The sequence below is a fragment of the Kitasatospora sp. NPDC059577 genome, from assembly GCF_042735475.1.
GTDB lineage: Bacteria > Actinomycetota > Actinomycetes > Streptomycetales > Streptomycetaceae > Kitasatospora.
Genome location: NZ_JBHWBZ010000020.1, coordinates 36,676 through 54,720, shown reverse-complemented (window position 1 = coordinate 54,720; position 18,045 = coordinate 36,676). Strand labels below are relative to the sequence as shown.

Annotated in this window: 13 protein-coding genes and 5 pseudogenes; 11 read left to right on the top strand and 7 right to left on the bottom strand. The window is 72.1% G+C overall.

Features of this window, described 5'->3' with window-relative positions:
- Window positions 1-230: 230 nt before the first annotated feature.
- Entirely contained in the window at window positions 231-506 is a 276-nt protein-coding gene (locus ACFV0O_RS18095) for a hypothetical protein (RefSeq protein ID WP_380342687.1), read from the bottom strand.
- A gap of 135 nt (window positions 507-641) precedes the next feature.
- Window positions 642-2,000: a BTAD domain-containing putative transcriptional regulator gene (locus ACFV0O_RS18090; RefSeq protein WP_380342530.1), complete on the bottom strand. Its 1,359-nt coding sequence runs from the start codon at window positions 1,998-2,000 to the stop codon at window positions 642-644.
- A 326-nt stretch (window positions 2,001-2,326) separates the two neighbouring features.
- Here ACFV0O_RS18090 and ACFV0O_RS18085 point away from each other — a divergent pair.
- Window positions 2,327-2,455 (top strand): annotated as a pseudogene (locus ACFV0O_RS18085) (family 1 glycosylhydrolase); the annotation flags it as partial.
- Between the two features lie 396 nt (window positions 2,456-2,851).
- Here the strand turns inward: ACFV0O_RS18085 and ACFV0O_RS18080 are convergent.
- Window positions 2,852-4,006, bottom strand: coding sequence for an FAD-dependent oxidoreductase (locus tag ACFV0O_RS18080; RefSeq protein ID WP_380342527.1), 1,155 nt, complete (start codon window positions 4,004-4,006; stop codon window positions 2,852-2,854).
- A gap of 80 nt (window positions 4,007-4,086) precedes the next feature.
- Between ACFV0O_RS18080 and ACFV0O_RS18075 the strand changes: the two genes are divergently transcribed.
- Together ACFV0O_RS18075 and ACFV0O_RS18070 are read left to right on the top strand one after the other, a co-directional pair.
- Window positions 4,087-4,782, top strand: a complete 696-nt coding sequence (locus tag ACFV0O_RS18075; protein WP_380342524.1) for a TetR/AcrR family transcriptional regulator — start codon at window positions 4,087-4,089, stop codon at window positions 4,780-4,782.
- A gap of 127 nt (window positions 4,783-4,909) precedes the next feature.
- Window positions 4,910-5,050, top strand: coding sequence for a hypothetical protein (locus ACFV0O_RS18070; protein ID WP_380342522.1), 141 nt, complete (start codon window positions 4,910-4,912; stop codon window positions 5,048-5,050).
- A gap of 30 nt (window positions 5,051-5,080) precedes the next feature.
- Here ACFV0O_RS18070 and ACFV0O_RS18065 read toward each other — a convergent pair whose 3' ends face one another.
- Window positions 5,081-5,446 carry a hypothetical protein gene (locus ACFV0O_RS18065; RefSeq protein ID WP_380342519.1) on the bottom strand — a complete coding sequence of 122 codons (366 nt, stop codon included), beginning with the start codon at window positions 5,444-5,446 and terminating at the stop codon, window positions 5,081-5,083.
- A gap of 210 nt (window positions 5,447-5,656) precedes the next feature.
- On the opposite strand from ACFV0O_RS18065, the pseudogene ACFV0O_RS18060 reads away from it, so the two are divergent.
- Window positions 5,657-5,863: pseudogene (locus tag ACFV0O_RS18060) on the top strand (family 1 glycosylhydrolase); the annotation flags it as partial.
- Window positions 5,864-5,920: 57 nt separating this feature from the next.
- On the opposite strand, the gene ACFV0O_RS18055 reads toward ACFV0O_RS18060, so the two are convergent.
- The gene (locus ACFV0O_RS18055; RefSeq protein WP_380342517.1) at window positions 5,921-6,316 is read right to left on the bottom strand and encodes a hypothetical protein; all 396 of its coding nucleotides are present in this window, start codon (window positions 6,314-6,316) and stop codon (window positions 5,921-5,923) included.
- A gap of 893 nt (window positions 6,317-7,209) precedes the next feature.
- On the opposite strand from ACFV0O_RS18055, the gene ACFV0O_RS18050 reads away from it, so the two are divergent.
- The 4 genes and pseudogenes from ACFV0O_RS18050 to ACFV0O_RS18035 all read left to right on the top strand — a co-directional run.
- The gene (locus ACFV0O_RS18050) at window positions 7,210-8,043 is read left to right on the top strand and encodes a CPBP family intramembrane glutamic endopeptidase (protein ID WP_380342515.1); all 834 of its coding nucleotides are present in this window, start codon (window positions 7,210-7,212) and stop codon (window positions 8,041-8,043) included.
- The gene (locus ACFV0O_RS18045) at window positions 8,040-9,254 is read left to right on the top strand and encodes a sensor histidine kinase (protein ID WP_380342512.1); all 1,215 of its coding nucleotides are present in this window, start codon (window positions 8,040-8,042) and stop codon (window positions 9,252-9,254) included. Before ACFV0O_RS18050 ends, ACFV0O_RS18045 begins: the two co-directional genes overlap by 4 nt.
- A complete protein-coding gene (locus ACFV0O_RS18040; protein WP_380342510.1) occupies window positions 9,251-9,910 on the top strand; it encodes a response regulator in 660 nt (219 codons plus the stop codon). The genes ACFV0O_RS18045 and ACFV0O_RS18040 overlap by 4 nt, the downstream gene beginning before the upstream one ends.
- A 398-nt stretch (window positions 9,911-10,308) precedes the next feature.
- Window positions 10,309-10,689 (top strand): annotated as a pseudogene (locus ACFV0O_RS18035) (aminopeptidase); the annotation flags it as partial.
- A gap of 46 nt (window positions 10,690-10,735) precedes the next feature.
- Here the strand turns inward: ACFV0O_RS18035 and ACFV0O_RS18030 are convergent.
- Window positions 10,736-11,671, bottom strand: a pseudogene (locus tag ACFV0O_RS18030) (DUF389 domain-containing protein).
- Window positions 11,672-11,811: 140 nt separating this feature from the next.
- Here ACFV0O_RS18030 and ACFV0O_RS18025 point away from each other — a divergent pair.
- From ACFV0O_RS18025 to zwf, 3 genes and pseudogenes are all read left to right on the top strand, one after another.
- Window positions 11,812-13,635 carry a glycoside hydrolase family 15 protein gene (locus ACFV0O_RS18025; protein ID WP_380342507.1) on the top strand — a complete coding sequence of 608 codons (1,824 nt, stop codon included), beginning with the start codon at window positions 11,812-11,814 and terminating at the stop codon, window positions 13,633-13,635.
- A gap of 243 nt (window positions 13,636-13,878) precedes the next feature.
- Window positions 13,879-15,126: pseudogene (locus ACFV0O_RS18020) on the top strand (GMC oxidoreductase); the annotation flags it as partial.
- Between the two features lie 16 nt (window positions 15,127-15,142).
- The gene (zwf, locus tag ACFV0O_RS18015; RefSeq protein ID WP_380342504.1) at window positions 15,143-16,519 is read left to right on the top strand and encodes a glucose-6-phosphate dehydrogenase; all 1,377 of its coding nucleotides are present in this window, start codon (window positions 15,143-15,145) and stop codon (window positions 16,517-16,519) included.
- Window positions 16,520-16,592: 73 nt separating this feature from the next.
- Here zwf and ACFV0O_RS18010 read toward each other — a convergent pair whose 3' ends face one another.
- Window positions 16,593-17,927: a sodium:proton exchanger gene (locus tag ACFV0O_RS18010; protein WP_380342501.1), complete on the bottom strand. Its 1,335-nt coding sequence runs from the start codon at window positions 17,925-17,927 to the stop codon at window positions 16,593-16,595.
- Between the last annotated feature and the right edge of the window lie 118 nt (window positions 17,928-18,045).

Here is an 18,045-nt window from a genome sequence, read left to right as displayed (position 1 = left end):
GACCCGGGCGGTCAGCGGGCCGAGCAGGTGGAAGCGCAGGTCGGGCGCGCTGGAGGGGGTGCGTTCGGTGGCGGGTACGGGGTCAGTGGCGATGACGGTTCTCCCGGCGGCTCGTCGGGCCCCGGGTGGACGGCGCGCCGGGGCTGGTGGATGGCGGTGGCGCGTGGGGGATTCGCTGGGGGCTGGGGGCTGGGGGCTGGGGGCCGGGCGGTAAGGGCGGCGCGCGGGGCTCAGCGGCTCTCTGGTACCGGCCGAACGGCGTGGGGGCTCTCGGTGGAGCTCGGGCCGGCGAACCCGCCGTGGAGCCGGCCGGCGGCGCGCCTGACCGCCTTGGTGTCGCAGCCGGCCGTGCTGGACGCCCCGGTCGCGTACCGGGCGGACCGATTGCCGTCCGGGGCGTAGTGGGCGACCGGGTAGCCGTCGCCTTGCCTGATCAGGCGCGCCGCACCGTGCTCGGCGGCGGTGCCGGCCGGCGCGCGGTCGATGCATGTGACGGTCCCACTCATCAGTTCGTCCTCTTCCCGTCGCCGGGTGATTCCGGGCGGCTTGCCTGATCGGATGGTGATCGTGGCCGTCATCGGGATTTTGTGATGAGCCGGTTGACGAGGGATGAACGCTCGCGGTTTATTCGCAGACGGATCTTATGTGCGCGGGTGTGAAAGGAGGGCGGAAATCGGCCAGGCGGGACGGCCCACCAAGCGGCTCGCGGCCAACCGCAGGGCGCGGGGCTGATGGTCGCACGCAGCGGCCAGGGCCCGCGCCGCGTCCGGTTCCCGGGCCAGGCGCCCGGGGCCCAGGGCACGGGACAACAGCTCGATCCCCTCGTCGGGCGTCATCCGGCCGACGGTGACGGTGTGTCCACCGGGCAGCGGTCGGCCGGCGGTGGCGAGAGCCGCGCTTCCCGGCTCGGTCGGCAGCAGCGGGCGGACTTGCTCGGCATCGACGGCGCCGTCGAGCAGCACCAGGACGCGCCGTCCGGCGAGCAGCCGGAGGTAGAGCGTGCGCAGGTCGGTGAGGCCCGGCGGGACGGCGTGCTCCTCGACGCCCAGGGCCCGGACGAAGGCGGCCAGGACGGCGGCCGGATCCGCGCCGGGGGCCTGCCCGCCCAGGTCGGCGTGGAGCTGGCCGTCGGGATGGCCGGGGGCGAGCCGGTGTGCGGCGTGGATGGCGAGCGCGCTCTTGCCGTAGCCGGGCGGCCCGGTGACGGTGACCCACCGTGGTCCCGGCGCGGCCAGGGCGGCGGCGAGCTCCGTCAGCAAGGTCGCTCGGCCGGTGAAGTCGGCAATGTCGGGCGGGAGTTGGAACGGCCGGCGAACCTGCCGGGGGGCGGTCCGGGAGGCCCAGGGCGTCCAGTCCGCCAGGTCCGTGGCCGGGCCGCGGAGGCGTGCCGCCAGAGCCGCCGCCTCGCCGCCGGGGGCGGAGTCGGCGAGCAGGGCGAGGGCCTGCTCGGTGCGGCCGGCCCGGGCCAGCGCGAGCGCGCGGGGGACGACGGTGGCCGGCTCCGGGGCGGGTTCCGCCGTGAGCGGCAGCCCGAGTTCGACGTCGAGTTCGAGCCGGGCCAGCCGGGCCTCCTCCCGGCGCCCGGCCAGCATCCGGCGGTCGTGCTCGGCGAACGGGCCTGGCACGCCGTCCAGGGCCACCGGCGCGGACCACCGGCCGAGCGCGGCTGTGAGCAGCGCGTGGGCCCGCTCGGGCTGCCGGTTGCGACGGGCGGCGGTGGCGGCGGCGAGCTCCGCGAGGAACACCGTGCGGTCGATGTTCGCCGGGTCCGCCTCCAACCGGTACGCCTTGCCGACGTGGCGCAGGACATTGCCGCCCTCGACGGAGCCGCCCTCGACGGAGCTGTCCGCGCCGGCCAGGGCGTTGCGCAGCCGGTACATGGTGGCCGGCAGCCCCCTCGCCCGGTTCGGCGCCTCGTCCGCCTCCTCGCCCCAGACTCCGTCGATGATCTCCGCCACGGGCACCGGCCGCCCGGCGTTCGCGAGCAGGACGGCGAGCACCGCGCGGTCCCGAGCCCGGTTCAGCCGCAGCTCCCGATCGCCGTGCCGGGCCCTGAGCGATCCGAGCGTGCTGAAATGCAGCTCCAGCGGGATCCTCCCTACGCGACCGAATCCGACATCCGGTCATGCTACGGCGGCGGTACGCGTCGGCAAGGGAGCCGGTCGATATCGCGCCATCGACCGCCGAACACGGCGGCCCGTCGGAAAGCGGGCGCACGAATCAGCCGGGTTGATCGGCCCTCTCGACTCTGCGGTGGAACTGTCGCCTTGAATAGGGGTGACGTCCTGCAGTTGTGGTCTCGTCACAATGACAGCCTGTTCGACGGGCCGACGGCTACCACCAGCGCTTCGGTCCGGTCCTCGTCGACTTCGCCACCCAGCGCCGCACGCCGAAGGCGTCCTACGCCCGGTACCGCGACCTGATCGCAGCTCACCGGTCCTACAGTCGACAGTAGTTGGGCTCAAGTCGCCGGGGGATGTCTGGCCGTTCCGCAACGGCAGAGAGGTCATCCGGATGGCATGGCCCGTAGCCGGTGGGCCCGAGAAACGGCGTAAAGGACAGGGCGTTCGACGAATCCGCGGTCCATCGACAGTGGTTCGGCTGCGGGTTGGTCGGACAGGGGCGGGCGCACTGACGAACCTGGGGACCCTCACCTCTCTGAGCCCCGGACCCTGCTCGGCGATTGCCGTGGATCGGTGCAGCCGTCCCCATCGTCCTGCGCCCCGCGACCGGGAGGCGTGGGCCGGGACTCTCAGGCAACACCGCCCCGTGCGCAGGGTCGACCTTCCACCGGTTCACCTGGTGAGGACGAGCCCGGCCGCCCCCGGTCGTCCGAACGCGGCGGCCACCTTCAGGGCTGTGCCACCGCCTCGTCCTGTTCCCCCGGGTGCCCGCTGAAGAAGTCGACCAGGCTCTGCGGTGCGCGCTCGCCGAGACAGAGGTCGAGAATCTCGTGGGCGTCGGCGTAGAAGGCCTCGCTGCGCGGGAAGAGGTCCTTCTCGTAGGCGGCGAGCGCCGCTTCGACGTCGTCGGGGTGCCGGGCGATGGCCTTGCCGAGTTCGGCGCCGTCGAACATCGCCAGGTTGGCGCCGTCGCCGGACGGCGGCATCAGGTGTGCGGCGTCGCCGAGCAGCGTCACGCCGGGTACCCGGTCCCAGCGGTGTCCGTCGGGAAGGGTGTGGATCATGCGTGCCACCGGGGCGGTCTCGCCGTCGGTGATCAGCGCGGTGAGGTGCGGCGTCCACCCGTCGAACTCGGCCGCGACCCGGGCGGTCGCGGCCGCGGTGTCGGTGAAGTCCGTGGCGGCGATCCACTCGGCCGAACGGTTCAGCTCGACGTAGGTGTGGAGGATGCCACCCGCTTCACGGTGGGCGACGATCCCCTTGCCGGGGGCGAGTGCGTACATGGCGCCTGGGCCGACCAGGGCGGCCGTCGCGGGGTGCCGCTCGTCGACGTCGTGCAGGTAGGTCTCGACGAACGTCGTGCCGGTGTAGCCGGGCCGGGCGTCGGAGAGCAGCGGCCGGACCCTGGACCAGGCGCCGTCCGCGCCGACCAGGATGGTGCTGGTTTCGGTCGAGCCGTCGGTGAAGGTCAGCTCGTGCCGGCCGTTGCCGAGCGGCCGGACGTCGGTGACCTTGCTGCCCCAGCGCACTGTTCCCTCGGGCAGGGAGTCGAGCAGGATCCGGCGCAGGTCGCCGCGGAGCACCTCGGGGCGTACGGCGGTGCCGTCGGAGGGGACGTCCAGCAGCAGCGCGCCATGCTGGTCGAGCACCCGGGCGGCGTCACCGCCCTCGTGGATGATCGCGCGGAACTCGTCCGTGAGGCCGGCGTCCGCGAGGGCGCGCTGTCCGTCCTCCTCGTGGATGTCGAGCTGGCCGCCCTGGGTGCGGGACTCGGCGGAGGGGTCGGCCTCGTGGACGGTGGCGGGGATGCCGTGCACGTGCAGGACCCGCGCGAGGGTGAGGCCGCCCAGGCCCGCGCCGATGATCGTGACCGGTGTCGTCATGGTGTTCCTTTCGAAGCCATGATGGAACGTTGTTCCATTCAGATGTTGGAACGGCGATCCATTCATGTCAAACTGTGTCCATGGCCATCAAGAAGCCGCGGGCTGCACGGCGCACGGACGCGCTGTCGAAGGAACGGATCGTGGAGGCGGCGATCGAGATCCTCGACTCCGACGGCGAGGGCGCGCTGACTTTCCGCACGCTCGCGGCCCGCCTGGCCACCGGAAGCGGGGCGATCTACTGGCACGTCGCCAACAAGGACGACCTGCTGGCGGCGGCCACCAACGACGTGATCGCCCGGGTCATGGCGGACGTGCCCGGCGGCACGCGTCCGCGCGAGGCGATCCGGACCCTCGCGCTCGGGCTCTTCGACGCGATCGACGCACATCCCTGGGTCGGCACCCAGCTCTCCCGCGCGCCGTGGCTGGCCGCGATCCCGCAGATCTTCGAGGGTTTCGGCAGCCGACTGGAGGGGCTCGGTGTGCCCGAGGGGGCGCAGTTCGAGGCCACGTCCGCGCTCGTCATCCATGTCCTCGGCGTCGCCGGACAGAACGCCGCCAACGCCCGCCTGCTGCACGCGCACAGGACCGATCGGACGGCCTTCCTGGGTGAGATCGCCCAGCAGTGGGCCCAGCTCGATCCGGCTCGGTACCCGTTCGTGCGCCGGGTGGCGGCGCGGTTGCCCGAGCACGACGACCGGGAGCAGTTCCTGGCCGGTATCGACCTCATCCTGGGCGGCATCGAGGCCGCCCACCCGGCTCCGTCCCCTCGGGCCTGACGCGAACCCGAGCGGGACGGGGGCCGGCCGAGAACCGGGTGCCGCGCGCTCGGAGGCGGAGCTCCAGCGCAGTTCCGGCAACACCGGCCTCAGTCTCAACGACGACTCGTGGGACCACTCCCGTGCCGTGGGCGAGGCCTGGCACGCCGACGAGCTGGAAACCCGGCGCCGGCAGGCTGTCGAGGCCCGGGCCTTCGTGGAACGGCCCGGCGCCGGAACCGCGCTCACACCCTGCCCGCCGCCGGGCTCGATCGGCTACCCGGCCTGAGGAGGGCCGGATCGGCGCGGCGGCAGATAATCAGGCTCCGGTCAGCCGGCCTTCTTCGATACCGCCGAGAACAAACCCGTTCTCGAAGCGCACCGTGTACCTGATCTGAGCGCCGGCTCCGGCGTCGAACGCTCCCGGTACCACGACCCGCTGACGGAGGCCCTCGACCAAGTCGGCCGCGAAGCCCTGGAGTCGGCTGTCGCGGACTTGCCGATCGAAGCTCGCGAGCATGTCCTGGGATACGCGGCCGGCTTCCTTCGTCGAGCCCGTGACGATGCCCGCCAAGCCCCCGGCCAGGAACAGCGGACCGGGGAAGCCGGCTCCGGCCGCCGTGCCGTCTGCGGTGACCTGTACATCCCCGGTCAGCCTCACCTTCGCGCCGATCTCGTACGGCATGGGCGGGTACCCCCTCGTTCGATCCTGGCCGTGACTGGGGCAAGCGTAATCGGGGTGCCAGGAAAGGAAAGGGTGTTCGGCAAGATCAGGAGCCCCACGACCGGCCAGGCAGGGCACAGGGCGTCGGTCCTCCCCAACTGTCCTGACAAGCGCGATGATTCAGGATGGAGAACTGGGTTCCGGGTGGAATGACAGCCTGTTCGACGGCCTGAGGGCTACCACCAACGCTTCGGCCCTGTCCACGTCGACTTCGAGACGCAGAAGGGCACCCCGCGAGCCTCGTACGCCTGGTACCGCGACCCGTTGCCGCTCACCGGGCACGGAGCGCGAGGCAGGGTGCGGGTTGTTCCCGGGCGAGACAGTAGACGGGGAGTCCGGCCGCACCACATGGCCGTACAACCGGATCTGGGACGTTGAGCGGCGGCAGCGGGACCTCAGATGGCAGTGGCGCACTCCCGTCCGCGCGCCGACGGCTCAGTCCTGGGTGAGGGCGTCTTCGGCGGGCCAGGTACCGTCGGCGGGCATGTCGAGGCCTTCTGCCAGCGTCTCCCGCCAAGGGGGTGGGATGAACGGCTCGCCCCAGTAGTCGGTCACCCGGACCGCCGTTCCGTTCTCAAGCTCGGCGATGGAGACGTTCCGGTACACCCGGCCGTCGCCGTAGTCGGTGCTCCACTCGACGACGACGGTGTCGCCGAAGGCACGCCGCCTCCCCACCCCGAGTCTCAGCCCGACGAAGTGGGACTCCACCTCGGCGATCCGTGACCTCCCTCTGATGAGTTCGCCGCTCTGCGGCCACTGGCGTACCGCATCCTCCGAAAGCCGAACGCCGAGGATGTGCTCAAGGCGGGTCGAGTGCGCGCGTTCTCCCATGGAGCGCACAGTAGGCCTGATCTTCCCGCCGTCCTCGGAGGCACGCGCTGCCCGAGCCCGGGAGTCGGGAGGACAGGTGCCGAGGGCGGTCCCCGACCGCTGACGGGCAGGCTCCTCTGCCGCTGCCCGTCAGCGGTCGGGGACACGGCAAGCCCTGCAACCCTGGGAGGGGCCACCGTCCAGCGGGCCCGGCCAAAGGCCGTCGCGACCGAAAGCCCTGCGCGGATGAGGCGGGCTATCGGGTCACCATGGCGTGAACCGGGTAGATCCTCGATTGCGGGTTCTGAACCCCCGGTTCGTTCAGGATCGGAACGATGACCTCGACCTGATTGCTGTTCAATGAGCTTCCCTTCCAAGGCAGTTGGCCTCAAATTGCTGCCGGATGCATGGCCACCGCCAACATGCTCGCGGCCGGTGTCGAGGTCGTGGCCGGATGAGGGGCTTTCCCGGGGATGTCGCCCGGCGGCGTAGCGGGCCATCCGATCCCTGGCATGCTGCCGGCGTCACCTGGTGAGGGGCAGCCAGCACAACGCGGGATCTGCCCGAGTCGGTCGAATCCTCAGGTTTTCCGGTACTCGTCGATGGCGATGCAGCCGGTGGGTCACCAGCGGTTCGGCCGCGCCCCGTGGCGGGACGTGACGTTCCGCCGGAGTACGGACCACGGCAGACGATCTGCGGACTGTTCCGCCGCCGGCCGCGTCAGGGTGTCCGCAAGCGGATCCTGGCACCCCGGGAGAGGAGGCTGGGGGTCCGTCCCCCGTGAGAGCTACGTGCAGGTGTCCCCTGTGAGGTGACGATTCCCGATCGCCGTTTCCCTAGCGTTCGGTTCAGCCGCGGCGCCCTGGCCGCGGACCGGACAAGGAACCGGAAACGGAACCGAAGAAGGAGTCGTCATGAAATCGGTGTGGCAGATCCTGGCCGTGGTCCTGGCCGGTGCGGTCGGCGGTCAAGGTGCCACCGCGGTCCAGGACGATCCGTGGCTCTCGCTCCTCGTGGGCGGCCTGACGGTCGTGCTCTCGGTGCTCGTGTACCGATGGGTCGTGGGGCGTACCGAGGGGCGCCCGGTCACGGAACTGGCCCGCGAGGGAGCGTCCGGGTCGCTCCTGCGGGGCTCGGTGATCGGGGTCGCGATGTTCGGGGCCGTCATCGCGAACATCTACGTCCTCGGGGACTACAAGGTCCACGGCTTCGGCTCGCCGACAGGGGCGATCGGGCTGGTCGGCTTCATGGCGGGCGCCGCCGTCACGGAGGAACTGATGTTCCGCGGCCTGCTCTTCCGGCTCGTGGAGCGCGGCCTCGGAACGTACATCGCGCTGGCCCTGTCCGGCACGGTGTTCGGCGCGGCCCACCTGCTCAACCAGGACGCCACCCTGCTGGGCGCCGTCGCCATCGCGATCGAGGCCGGCGGCATGCTCGCCGCCGCGTACGCCGCCACCCGCTCGCTGTGGCTGCCGATCGGCCTGCACTTCGGCTGGAACTTCGCGGAGTCCGGCATCTTCGGCACCGAGGTCTCGGGCAACGGCGACACGCACGGACTGCTGGACGCCTCGACGGCGGGGGCCAAGCTGATCACCGGTGGCGAGTTCGGCCCGGAGGCCAGTGTGTACGCGATGCTGTTCGGCGCGCTGCTCATGGTCGTCTTCCTGCGGCTGGCCCGTCGGCGCGGCCACATCGTCCCCCGGCAGCGTGCCGAGCGCGTCGACGCCCTCGCTACACTCGCCCGGTGATGAGCCTTCAGGAGGCCGGTCAGGTGTGGCGTCGGCTCGACGTCACCCTCCGTGACCTCCCTCTCGGGGCACTGTTCCTGGTCGCGTCGTTCCTGCCGGGACTGCGCGGCCACGGGACGCAGGTCGGGGACCTGCCGACCCGCCCCTTCGACGCGCTGGCCGTCGTGGCCCTCGCGTTCGAATGCCTCTCCCTCGTGGTGCGCCGGCGGTGGCCGGTCATCTGTCTGGCCCTGGTGGCGTGCGGCTTCGCCCTCGACCAGTTGTGCGGCTACCACTCGGCCGCCGGTACCGCCCTGCCCGTCGCGCTGATCAGTGCGGGCTCCCACCTGGAACAGCGTCGGCGCACCACCGTGGTCCTCCTGTCCGCGGTGTACGCGTCGCTGGCGATCGCGCTCGCCCGGCTCGGTTCGGGCGGCGAGACGGCGACGGACTTCGTGACGTTCTACCTGGCGCTCGCCCTGGCCTGGGGAGCCGGGGCGTGGCTGCGTTCCACACGGGCCGCGGAGGCCGCACGCCGCGAGCGTGTGGCCGCCGGGACCCGTACCGCCGAACGCATCCGCATCGCCCGCGAGTTGCACGACGTGGTGACCCACCACGTGACCGCGATGGTCGTACAGGCCGAAGCCGCCCGCTATCTGACGGCCGCTCCCGAGCGGCTGGATCAGTCCCTGACCGCTGTCAGCGACACCGGCCGCCGCGCCCTCACCGACCTGCGTCACCTGCTGGACCTGCTCAACCCCGGCCACGGCGTCGGCCACGACACCGACCACGGCGTCGGCCACGGCATCGGCCCGGCGGAGTCCGCGCAGGCCAGGACACCGGCCGTCGGCAGGGTCCTCACGCTCGTCGAGCAGACCCGCCGGGCCGGACAGCCCGTGGACTTCACCGAGCGGGGCACACCGCCGGCCTCGACCGGAAGCGCCGACCTCGTCGCCTACCGGGTGGTGCAGGAAGCACTCACCAACGCCCTCAAGTACGCTCACGGCAGCCGCACTTCCGTGCAGGTGCAGCGCGGCACGAGGGAGATCACCGTGGAGGTCAGCACGGACGGAACCGGCTCACGCGCCACCGCCGTCGCCGCCGGCGGCGGACGGGGCCTGGCGGGCCTGCGCGAGCGCGTCGACGTCCTGGGCGGCGACTTCAGCGCCGGCCTCGGCCCGGACGGCGGCTTCACCGTGCGGGCACGCATCCCCGCCGACGGCACCTCGTGAGCGCACCGATCCGGGTCCTGGTCTGCGACGACCAGATGCTGGTCCGCACCGGCCTGGTCACCATCATCGGCGCCCAGCCCGACATGGAGGTGGCGGGCGAGTGCGGAGACGGACGGACCGGAGTCGACCTTGCCGGCAAGGTACGACCCGACGTCGTCGTGATGGACATCCGCATGCCGGTCCTCGACGGCCTCGAAGCCACCCGCCTGCTGGCCGGTGCCGGAGTGCCCCACCCCGTCAAAGTCCTCGTGGTGACCACGTTCAACCTGGACGAATACGTCTACGAGGCACTGCGCGTCGGTGCCAGCGGATTCCTCCTCAAGGACGCCCCTCCGGACCGGCTGCTCCACGGCATCCGGACCGTGGCCACCGGCGCGGCCCTCCTCGACCCCGACGTGACACGCCGACTCGTCGGGCGCTACGCCGCCCGCATCCGTCCCGCCGAGAAGACCCACCGGGACACCCCGCTCACACCTCGTGAACTGGAAGTCCTCCGCCTCATCGCCGACGGCCTCTCCAACAGCGAGATCGCCGCAACCCTCGTCATCAGCCCTGAGACCGTCAAGACCTTCGTCTCCCGCATCCTCACCAAACTCCAACTCCGCGACCGCGTCCAGGCCGTCGTCTATGCCTACCGCCACGGCCTGGTCACCTGACCGGGAGTTCCTTCCGTCCCCGGCCCCGAGGCGAGGGTTCCGCTGCGCGAGGGCCGGAATTCGCTCGCGGCACGGGCAGCGGTTCGGGTGGCCACCCGGCAGGCAGGCAGGCAGGCAGGCAGGTCCGTCCGGACGTCCGCCGGGGCTGCTGCCCCGGGCCGAAGGTGCCGGACCGTGGTCCCTGATGTCTGCTCACCACCGACCCGGCAGAACCTGACCGAGCGGCATCGGCTGTGGTCGGGCGGGCCGGATCACCGGTGCGCCGGTTCACGCTCGTGCAGGAGAGGTCAGGTCCTCAAGATCGCCTATGAGAGGCTGTGTTCGGCATGCTCCTTGTGTGTGCGGATCGGTCGCCGCCACCCCTCCGGTCCGGGGTCGCACCGGTGGCATCGATCCCCGGGCGGACGTACGTCTTCGGTGAAGCGCCCCGGAAGCGGCAGTTGCTGAGTGACCTGCCTCGGATCTTCGACGCGGGCCGGGCCTTCTTCGACGCCCGTCCGAAGGTCACCGGGCGCGAGTTGCACGCCGAGGTCGAGCGGCTCGCCGCGGAGGCCGGTTGGGAGATCGGCATCTGGCACGCCGGCCACCTGGTGGGGGAGTTCCCGCACGAGACCAATGACGGCGCCAAGGCCGACTCCTGCATCACCCCGGAGAACGACGCTCCGCTGCGCCGCTCCGACCGGCGCGGGCAGACCTGCCACTGGATCCTGGAGCTCCACCTCGTCGACCGCGAGTTGGGATTCGGCGGGTTCTACGAGCAGCTGCTCGACCTCGCCTGACAGTGACGGGGCTGCCCGGGCCCGTGCGCCCGTCGGCTGCGTCGTGTCACCCGGTGCGGCGTCGTGAGGCGCCGATCCTTCGCCAGACGGCGCGCTGGAGCCGCAGCACGAGGACGCCCATCACCACCAGGACGACGATGTTGAGGAGCAGTTGGAGGAAGGAGCCCCAGGCCTCGCGGTAGCTGCCGAACGCGCTGGAGACCGCCAGGTCGGAGGCCGCGGGGATGGTGGTCACCGAGATGAAGACGCCCAGCAGCGCGCTGGTCCTCGCCTCGGTCAGGGAGAGGATGCCGACGATTCCTGCCAGGACGGCGACGGCGACCGAGAAGAAGTTCGGCGTGTCGATGAGGTTGGAGACCGGCCGGATGCCCAGGGTGAAGGCCTTCGGCTGGAGCCCCGCGCCGCGGATCAGCAGGGCGAACGCGAAGGTGGTCACGATGGCCAGCGCGAACCCGAGGGCGAGGGCCCGCACGCCCCGCCGGACGCCGCGGTCGAGGCCGAGCGCGATGGCGGTGATGGCCCCGTACTCCGGCCCGACCACCATGGCGGCGACGATCAGGATCTGGGAGTTGGTGAGGATCCCGACCGCGCCGATCAGGCCCGCGATGACGAGGTAGGCGTAGAAGCTCGGCAGGTACGTCCCCTCGGCGCGGATCCGGGCCTCGACGGCCGCCTACAGGGGCGCGTGAGCGAGCGGCCCGAGCTGTTCGGTCTCGGCGGCCGCCGCCTGCTCGGAGAAGGCCATGTCGACCTGCTCGATCACGATCGAGCCGTGCCGGTCCAGGTGCAGCTCCCGGAGGCCGCGGAGCACGTCGTCGGCTGCGCCCTTGAGGACGTCGCACTGGACGGCGTCGCCGTGGGGGTGGTGCGCCAGTCCGGGCTGGACCACGAGGTTGAACACGAAGGGATCCTCGGCCAGCAGGCCGACGATCCGCTCGGTGAGCTCGGGCGGGCTCACCGCGCGGACGTGGATCAGGTCCATCCAGGCCTCCACTGCTCGGGATCGCCGCGGGGCCCGGGCCGGCCCGGCGGTCCCATCGCGCGCGCAGGCCGAACATATCGGACAGTGGCTGGAGAAGGATTTTCATCGGACGGAGTCCCGCCGACCTTCGGAGATTCGCCATGGAGCGCTACCCGCTCATCGCCGATCACGGCCTCGTGGGGGACCTGCAGACCACGGCGCTGGTGTCCGCGGAAGGCGTCGTCGACTGGTTCGCGGCCCCGCGGTTCGATTCACCGAGCGTGTTCGCCGCGCTGCTGGACCACGACCGGGGCGGCTACTTCCGCCTGTCGCCCGAGCACCCCGACGACACCCGCAAGCAGCTCTACTACCCGGACACGGCGGTGCTGGTCACCCGGTTCATGTCGCCGGACGGGGTCGGCGAGGTGGTGGACTGGATGCCGCCGGACCGCACGAACCGCCCCACCGACCGGCACACCCTGGTCAGGCTGGTGCGGGCCGTGCGCGGCAGGGTCCGGTTCACCCTGGAGTGCCGGCCGCGGTTCGACTACGGGCGGGCCGCCCACGAGCTGCGGCTGGTCCCCGAGGGCGCCTCGTTCCACGCGCCGGGCATCGCCGCGCACCTGCAGAGCACCTTCCCGCTGGAGCGGGAGGGTGACGACGTCCGCGGCGAGGTGGTCCTGAACGCGGGCGAGTCCGCCGCCGCCGTCCTGACGGTCTGCGGACCCGACGGCGAGGCGCCCGCCCCGCTCGAACTCGGCGCGTTCCACGAGCGGATGTGGGAGGTCGGCGAGTTCTGGCAGGCATGGGTGCGCACCTCCCACTACCGGGGCCGCTGGCCGGACATGGTGAACCGCTCGGCGATCACCCTCAAGCTGCTCACGTACTCGCCCACGGGTGCGCCGATCGCCGCCGCCACCATGGGCCTGCCCGAGCAGGTCGGCGGTGAGCGCAACTGGGACTACCGCTACTCCTGGGTCCGCGACGGTTCGCTGTCGGTCCGGGCGTTGCTGGACCTCGGGTTCGTCGAGGAGGCGGCCAGGTTCACCAAGTGGCTCGGGGACCGGATGCACGACCTGGCGGACTCCCCCGGGGAGCGCCTGCAGATCATGTACCGGGTCGACGGGGACCCCAACCTCACCGAGGAGATCCTGGGGCACCTGGAGGGCTACCGCGGCTCCTACCCGGTGCGCGCCGGGAACGCCGCCGCCGACCAGCTGCAGCTCGACATCTACGGTGAGGCGATGTACGCCCTGGCGGAGGGCCAGGAACTCGGCGTGCAGTCGGGCTACCACGGCTGGAAGGGTCTCGCCCGCACCGTGGACTGGCTGGCCGACACCTGGGACCGGCCGGACGAGGGCATCTGGGAGACCCGCGGCGGGCGTCAGAACTTCACCTACAGCCGGGTGATGTGCTGGGTCGCGCTCGACCGGGCCCTGCACCTGGCGCACGAGTACAGCAGGCCCGCCGACACGGCGCGCTGGACGGCGGCCCGCGACGCCATCCTCGAACAGGTCATGGAACAGGGGTGGAGCGAGACCGAACAGGCACTCGTCCAGCACTACGACGGCGACGTCCTGGACGCTTCGCTGCTGCTCATCCCCCGGCTCCGGTTCATCGCGCCGAGGAGTCCGGGCTGGCTGAACACCCTGGACGCGATGGAGCGCAAGCTGGTCTCCGACAGCCTGGTCTACCGTTACGACCCGGCCGCCTCGCCGGACGGCCTGCGCGGTTCGGAAGGCACGTTCAGCCTGTGCACCTTCCTGTACGTGGACGCGCTGGCCAGGGCGGGGCGGCTGCGCCAGGCGCGCTACACCTTCGAGAAGATGCACACCTACGCCAACCACGTCGGGCTGTTCGCCGAGGAGATCGGTCCCAGTGGCGAGCAACTCGGCAACTTCCCACAGGCGTTCACCCACCTCGCGCTGATCATGGCCGCCACCACGCTCGACGAAGCGCTCGACCGGCAGCAGCGGCGCGGATGACCACGGAACAGCCCGCGCTGAGCGAGACCGACTTCGGCGCGCTGTACCGGACGCTGCGCTCGCGCTCGGCGTGGGCCGCCGGCGAGCGCGGCGCGCTGGTGGCGCTCACCCCCGAACGCGTGGCGGCCGCCGCCGGCGTGGTGCGGACGGGCCGTACGGTCGGCCTCGCCGCGCCCGTGGAGACCCTGCCGGGACCGGACAACCCCGAGCCGGCGCAGCACCGGATGACGGCGGTGCCGGACGGCCGGGCCGATCCGCTACGAGGACCTGGAGCCGTACTACACGCAGGCCGAGCACCTCTACCTGGTCCACGGGCGGCACGGCGAGGACCCGACCGAGGGCCCGGCGGGCGCCCAGTACGCGCACCCGCCGGTGGAGCACGAGCCCCGCATCCAGCAGCTCAGCGACGACTTGGAGAAGAAGGGGCTGCACCCGTTCCACCTGCCGATCGGCGTGAACCTCACGCAGGACGGCGACGGCCGGCCCACCCGCACCAGCGCCTGCATCCGCTGCGACCGGGTGGACGGCTTCCCGTGCCTGCTGGGCGCCAAGTCCGACGCGCAGGTGATCTGCGTCGATCCCGCCCTGGAACACGGCAACGTGACGATGGTGACCGGCGCGAACGTGCGGCGGCTGGAGACCGACCCGACCGGACGCACCGTCACCGGGGTCGTCGCCGAACTCGCGGACGGAACCACGACGGCCTTCCGCGCGGACATCGTGGTGGTGGCCTGCGGGGCGGTCAACTCCGCCGCCCTGTTGCTCCGTTCGGCGAACGACGCGCACCCGGGCGGCCTGGCCAACCGCTCGGACGTGGTGGGCCGCCACTACATGCGGCACAACAACCTGGCGCTGATGGCGGTCTCCAAGGAGCCCAACCCCACCCGCTTCCAGAAGACCCTCGCCCTGCACGACTGGTACCTGGGCGCCGACGACTGGGACTTCCCGCTCGGCGGCATCCAGATGCTCGGCAAGTCCGACACCGACCAGATCCACGGCGAGGCGCCGCGCTGGGCGGGCGCGGTCACCCCCGACCTGCCCTTCGAGATGCTCGCGCACCACTCGGTCGACTTCTGGCTGTGCGGGGAGGACCTCCCGCTGCCGGAGAGTCGGGTCACCCTCGACCGGGACGGCGACATCCACCTGGCCCTCGACGAGAAGAACAACATCGCCGGGCTGGAACGGCTCCGGCACAAGCTCCAGGGCATGCTCGGCCACCTCGGCATGCACGAGCACCACCTGCTGCCGCACAGCATCTACCTGCACAAGGGCATGCCCATCGGCGCCACCGCCCACCAGGCCGGCACCGTGCGCTTCGGTACCGATCCCCGGAGCTCCGCCCTCGACGTGGACTGCAAGGCCCACGACCTCGACAACCTCTACGTCGTGGACACCAGCTTCTTCCCCAGCATCGGCGCGGTGAACCCGTCACTGACCGCCATCGCCAACGCCCTTCGGGTCGGCGACGTCATCGCCGCCCGACTGAAGTAGAGCAGGAGAGACCGAGATGGCGACCGATCGGATGGACGCGCTGGTGATCTTCGGTGCGACCGGTGACCTGGCCAAACTGGAGACCTTCCCGGCGCTGGTCGGCCTGGTCGAGCGCGGGGTGCTCGACGTACCCGTCGTCGGGGTGGCCAAGAGCGGCTGGGGCCTGGAGCAGTTCCGCGACTACGCGGCGGCCTCGCTGCGCCTCAACGGCATGGACCCGGACGGCGCGGCCGCGCAGAAGATGCTCCGACTGCTGCGCTACGTCGACGGCGACCTCGACGACGACGCCACCTACACGGCGATGTCCGAGGCCATGGGCCCCGGCGGCGACGCCCTGTACTACCTGGAGGTGCCGCCCCCGCTGTTCGGACGCATCGCCAGGGGCATCGCGACGGCCGGCCGCGCCAAGGGCGCCCGGGTGATGGTCGAGAAGCCGTTCGGGACGGACCTGGAGAGCGCCGGGCGGCTCAACGCCACCATGCACGAGTACTTCCCGGAGGACGCGATCTACCGCGTCGACCACTGGCTCGGGCTCGACCCGGTGGAGAACGTGCTGTTCGCGCGGTTCGCCAACTCGGTGGTCGAACCGCTGCTCAACCGGACGCACGTCGAGAGCGTCCAGATCACCATGGCCGAGTCCTTCGACGTCTCCGACCGCGGCAGGTTCTACGACCGCACCGGTGCGATCCGGGACGTGGTGCAGAACCACATGCTCCAGGTCCTCGCGAGCGTCCTCGCCGACCCGCCGTCCGGCGAGGGGCTGTCCTCGTGGCGGGACACCAAGGCCCAGCTGGTCTCCTCGCTGCGCCCGCTCACGCCCGGGAACACCGTGCGCGGCCAGTACGAGGGGTACCACCAGGTGCCCGGGGTCGATCCGGGGTCGACGGTGGAGACCTACGCCGCCGTCCGGCTCGCGTCCGACTCCTGGCGCTGGGCGGACGTGCCGATCGTCATCCGGGCGGGCAAGTGCCTGCCGGTCACCGCCACGGAGGTCACCATCAAGTTCCGTGCCGCGCCCCACGACGTGTTCGGCCTCCGGCCCGTCCAGGCCGCGAACGCCCTGAGGTTCCGGGTCTGGCCGGAGACCCGGGTGGCGCTCACCCTCGCCGGGAAGCGCCCCGGCGCGGGCTGGGCGGTCCAGCACGAGGAACTGGCCTTCGCACAGCAGCCGGGATCCGACATGCGCCCCTACGACCGGCTGATCGGAGCCGCCCTCGACGGGGACCGCTGGCTGTTCGCCCGGCAGGACACCGTGGAGGCCGCCTGGCGGATCGTCGACCCGGTGCTGGGGGACGCCGCGCCGGTGCATCCGTACGCCCGGGGCAGCTGGGGCCCGGCGCAGGCCGACGCGCTGCTGCCCGCCGGCGACGACTGGTACGACCCGGTCGCCTGACGCTCCGAACGGCCCGGGTTGCCGCGGGGCCCGGCCGCCGGGGACGTCGCCCGGGTCGCCGCCGGGCCCGGGCTCAGCCCGGCTCGGGCCGCCGGGCCGGGCCGAGCAGGACCAGGACGTCCCCGGCCTCCTCGTCCGGCAGGCGGCCGCCGACGGCCGGGGCGAGCGCGCCGTCCGACCGGATCCGGAACAGCAGGTCGTACCCGGCCGGGACCGCCCCGGCACCGGGCCTCGCCACGACCGGCGCCCCGTCGGCGTACCGGCGGGCCAGCTCCGGCCGGACCAGGGACTCGCCGAAGAGGATCTCGCCGCCGGTGTACGGCGCCACCACTCCGTGGCTGCCGCGGGGCGGCCCCAGACGGTAGACCGCGCCCTCGACGCCGCCCTGCAGGATCGTCGCGGCGAGCGCGTTGAAGTCGTCCTCGTCGGTCAGCAGCAGGACGGCCGTGATGCCCTCCAGTTCCGCGCCCTGCCCGGTGGCCGCCGCCAGCAGCTCACCCGGCGCCAACTCCAGGCCGGACGCCCTGATCCGTTCGCGTTCCGGTTCGAGGCCGGCCCACATCAGCACGTCCAGGCCCGCCGAGCGGAGGACCCGGCCGAGTTCCACCACCCAGAGCGCGCCGCCGACCAGCAAGGGCCGCGAGCGGGCGGAACGCCTGACGTCCAGCAACCTCGCGGCCGGTACCGCGGTGAATCCGTAGACCGCCACCGTGGCGACGATGACCAGGAAGGTCACGGGAAGGATCTTCGCGGCCCCGCCGACACCGTCCGCGACCAAGGTCGTGGAGAAGGTCGAGGCGGTGGCGGCCGCGACGATGCCGCGCGGGGCCATCCAGCCGATGAAGGCGCGTTCGCCCTGCGGAAGGTCGGTTCCGAGCGTGGACAGCGCCGCCACCAGCGGTCTGACGACGACGACCAGCACGGCGACCAGGCCGAGCGTCGGGAGCAGGAGGCCGGTGAGCGAGGACGGGCTGATGGTCGCCGAGATGGAGATGAACAGCAGTCCGATGATCAGCTGGACGAGGGTCTCGAAGAACGGATTGCGTGAAGGGACGTCGAAGGACGGGAGGTTGGCGACGGCCACGCCCATGGCCACGGCCGCGATGAGGCCGGTGTCGTCGCGGAGGGCGTCGCAGACCGCCGCCGCGCCGATCACCGCGGCGAGCTGCACCGACGTGCCGAGCGGCTCGGGAATCCGGAACCTGGCCAGCAGCAGCCACAGCACCGCCGTTCCGGCCAGCGCGCCGGCGAGCCCGACCGCGACGCTCAGCAGCAACTGGCCGGCCCGCTCGCCGACATGGGCACGGGTACTCGCGATGACCGAGTGGAAGACCAGGGCGCCCAGGATCGCGCCGATCGGGTCGATCAGCGAACCCTCCCAGGTGAGGATCCGCTGCAGCCGCTCCACCGGGCGTACGAAGTTGAGCAGCGGGGCGGGCCCCCCCGGGGCGGGGGGCCCCCCGGGAGCGCCCCCCCCGCGCGCCGGCCCGGGGGGCACCCCCCCGCACAGATCAGCCCGGGGGGCG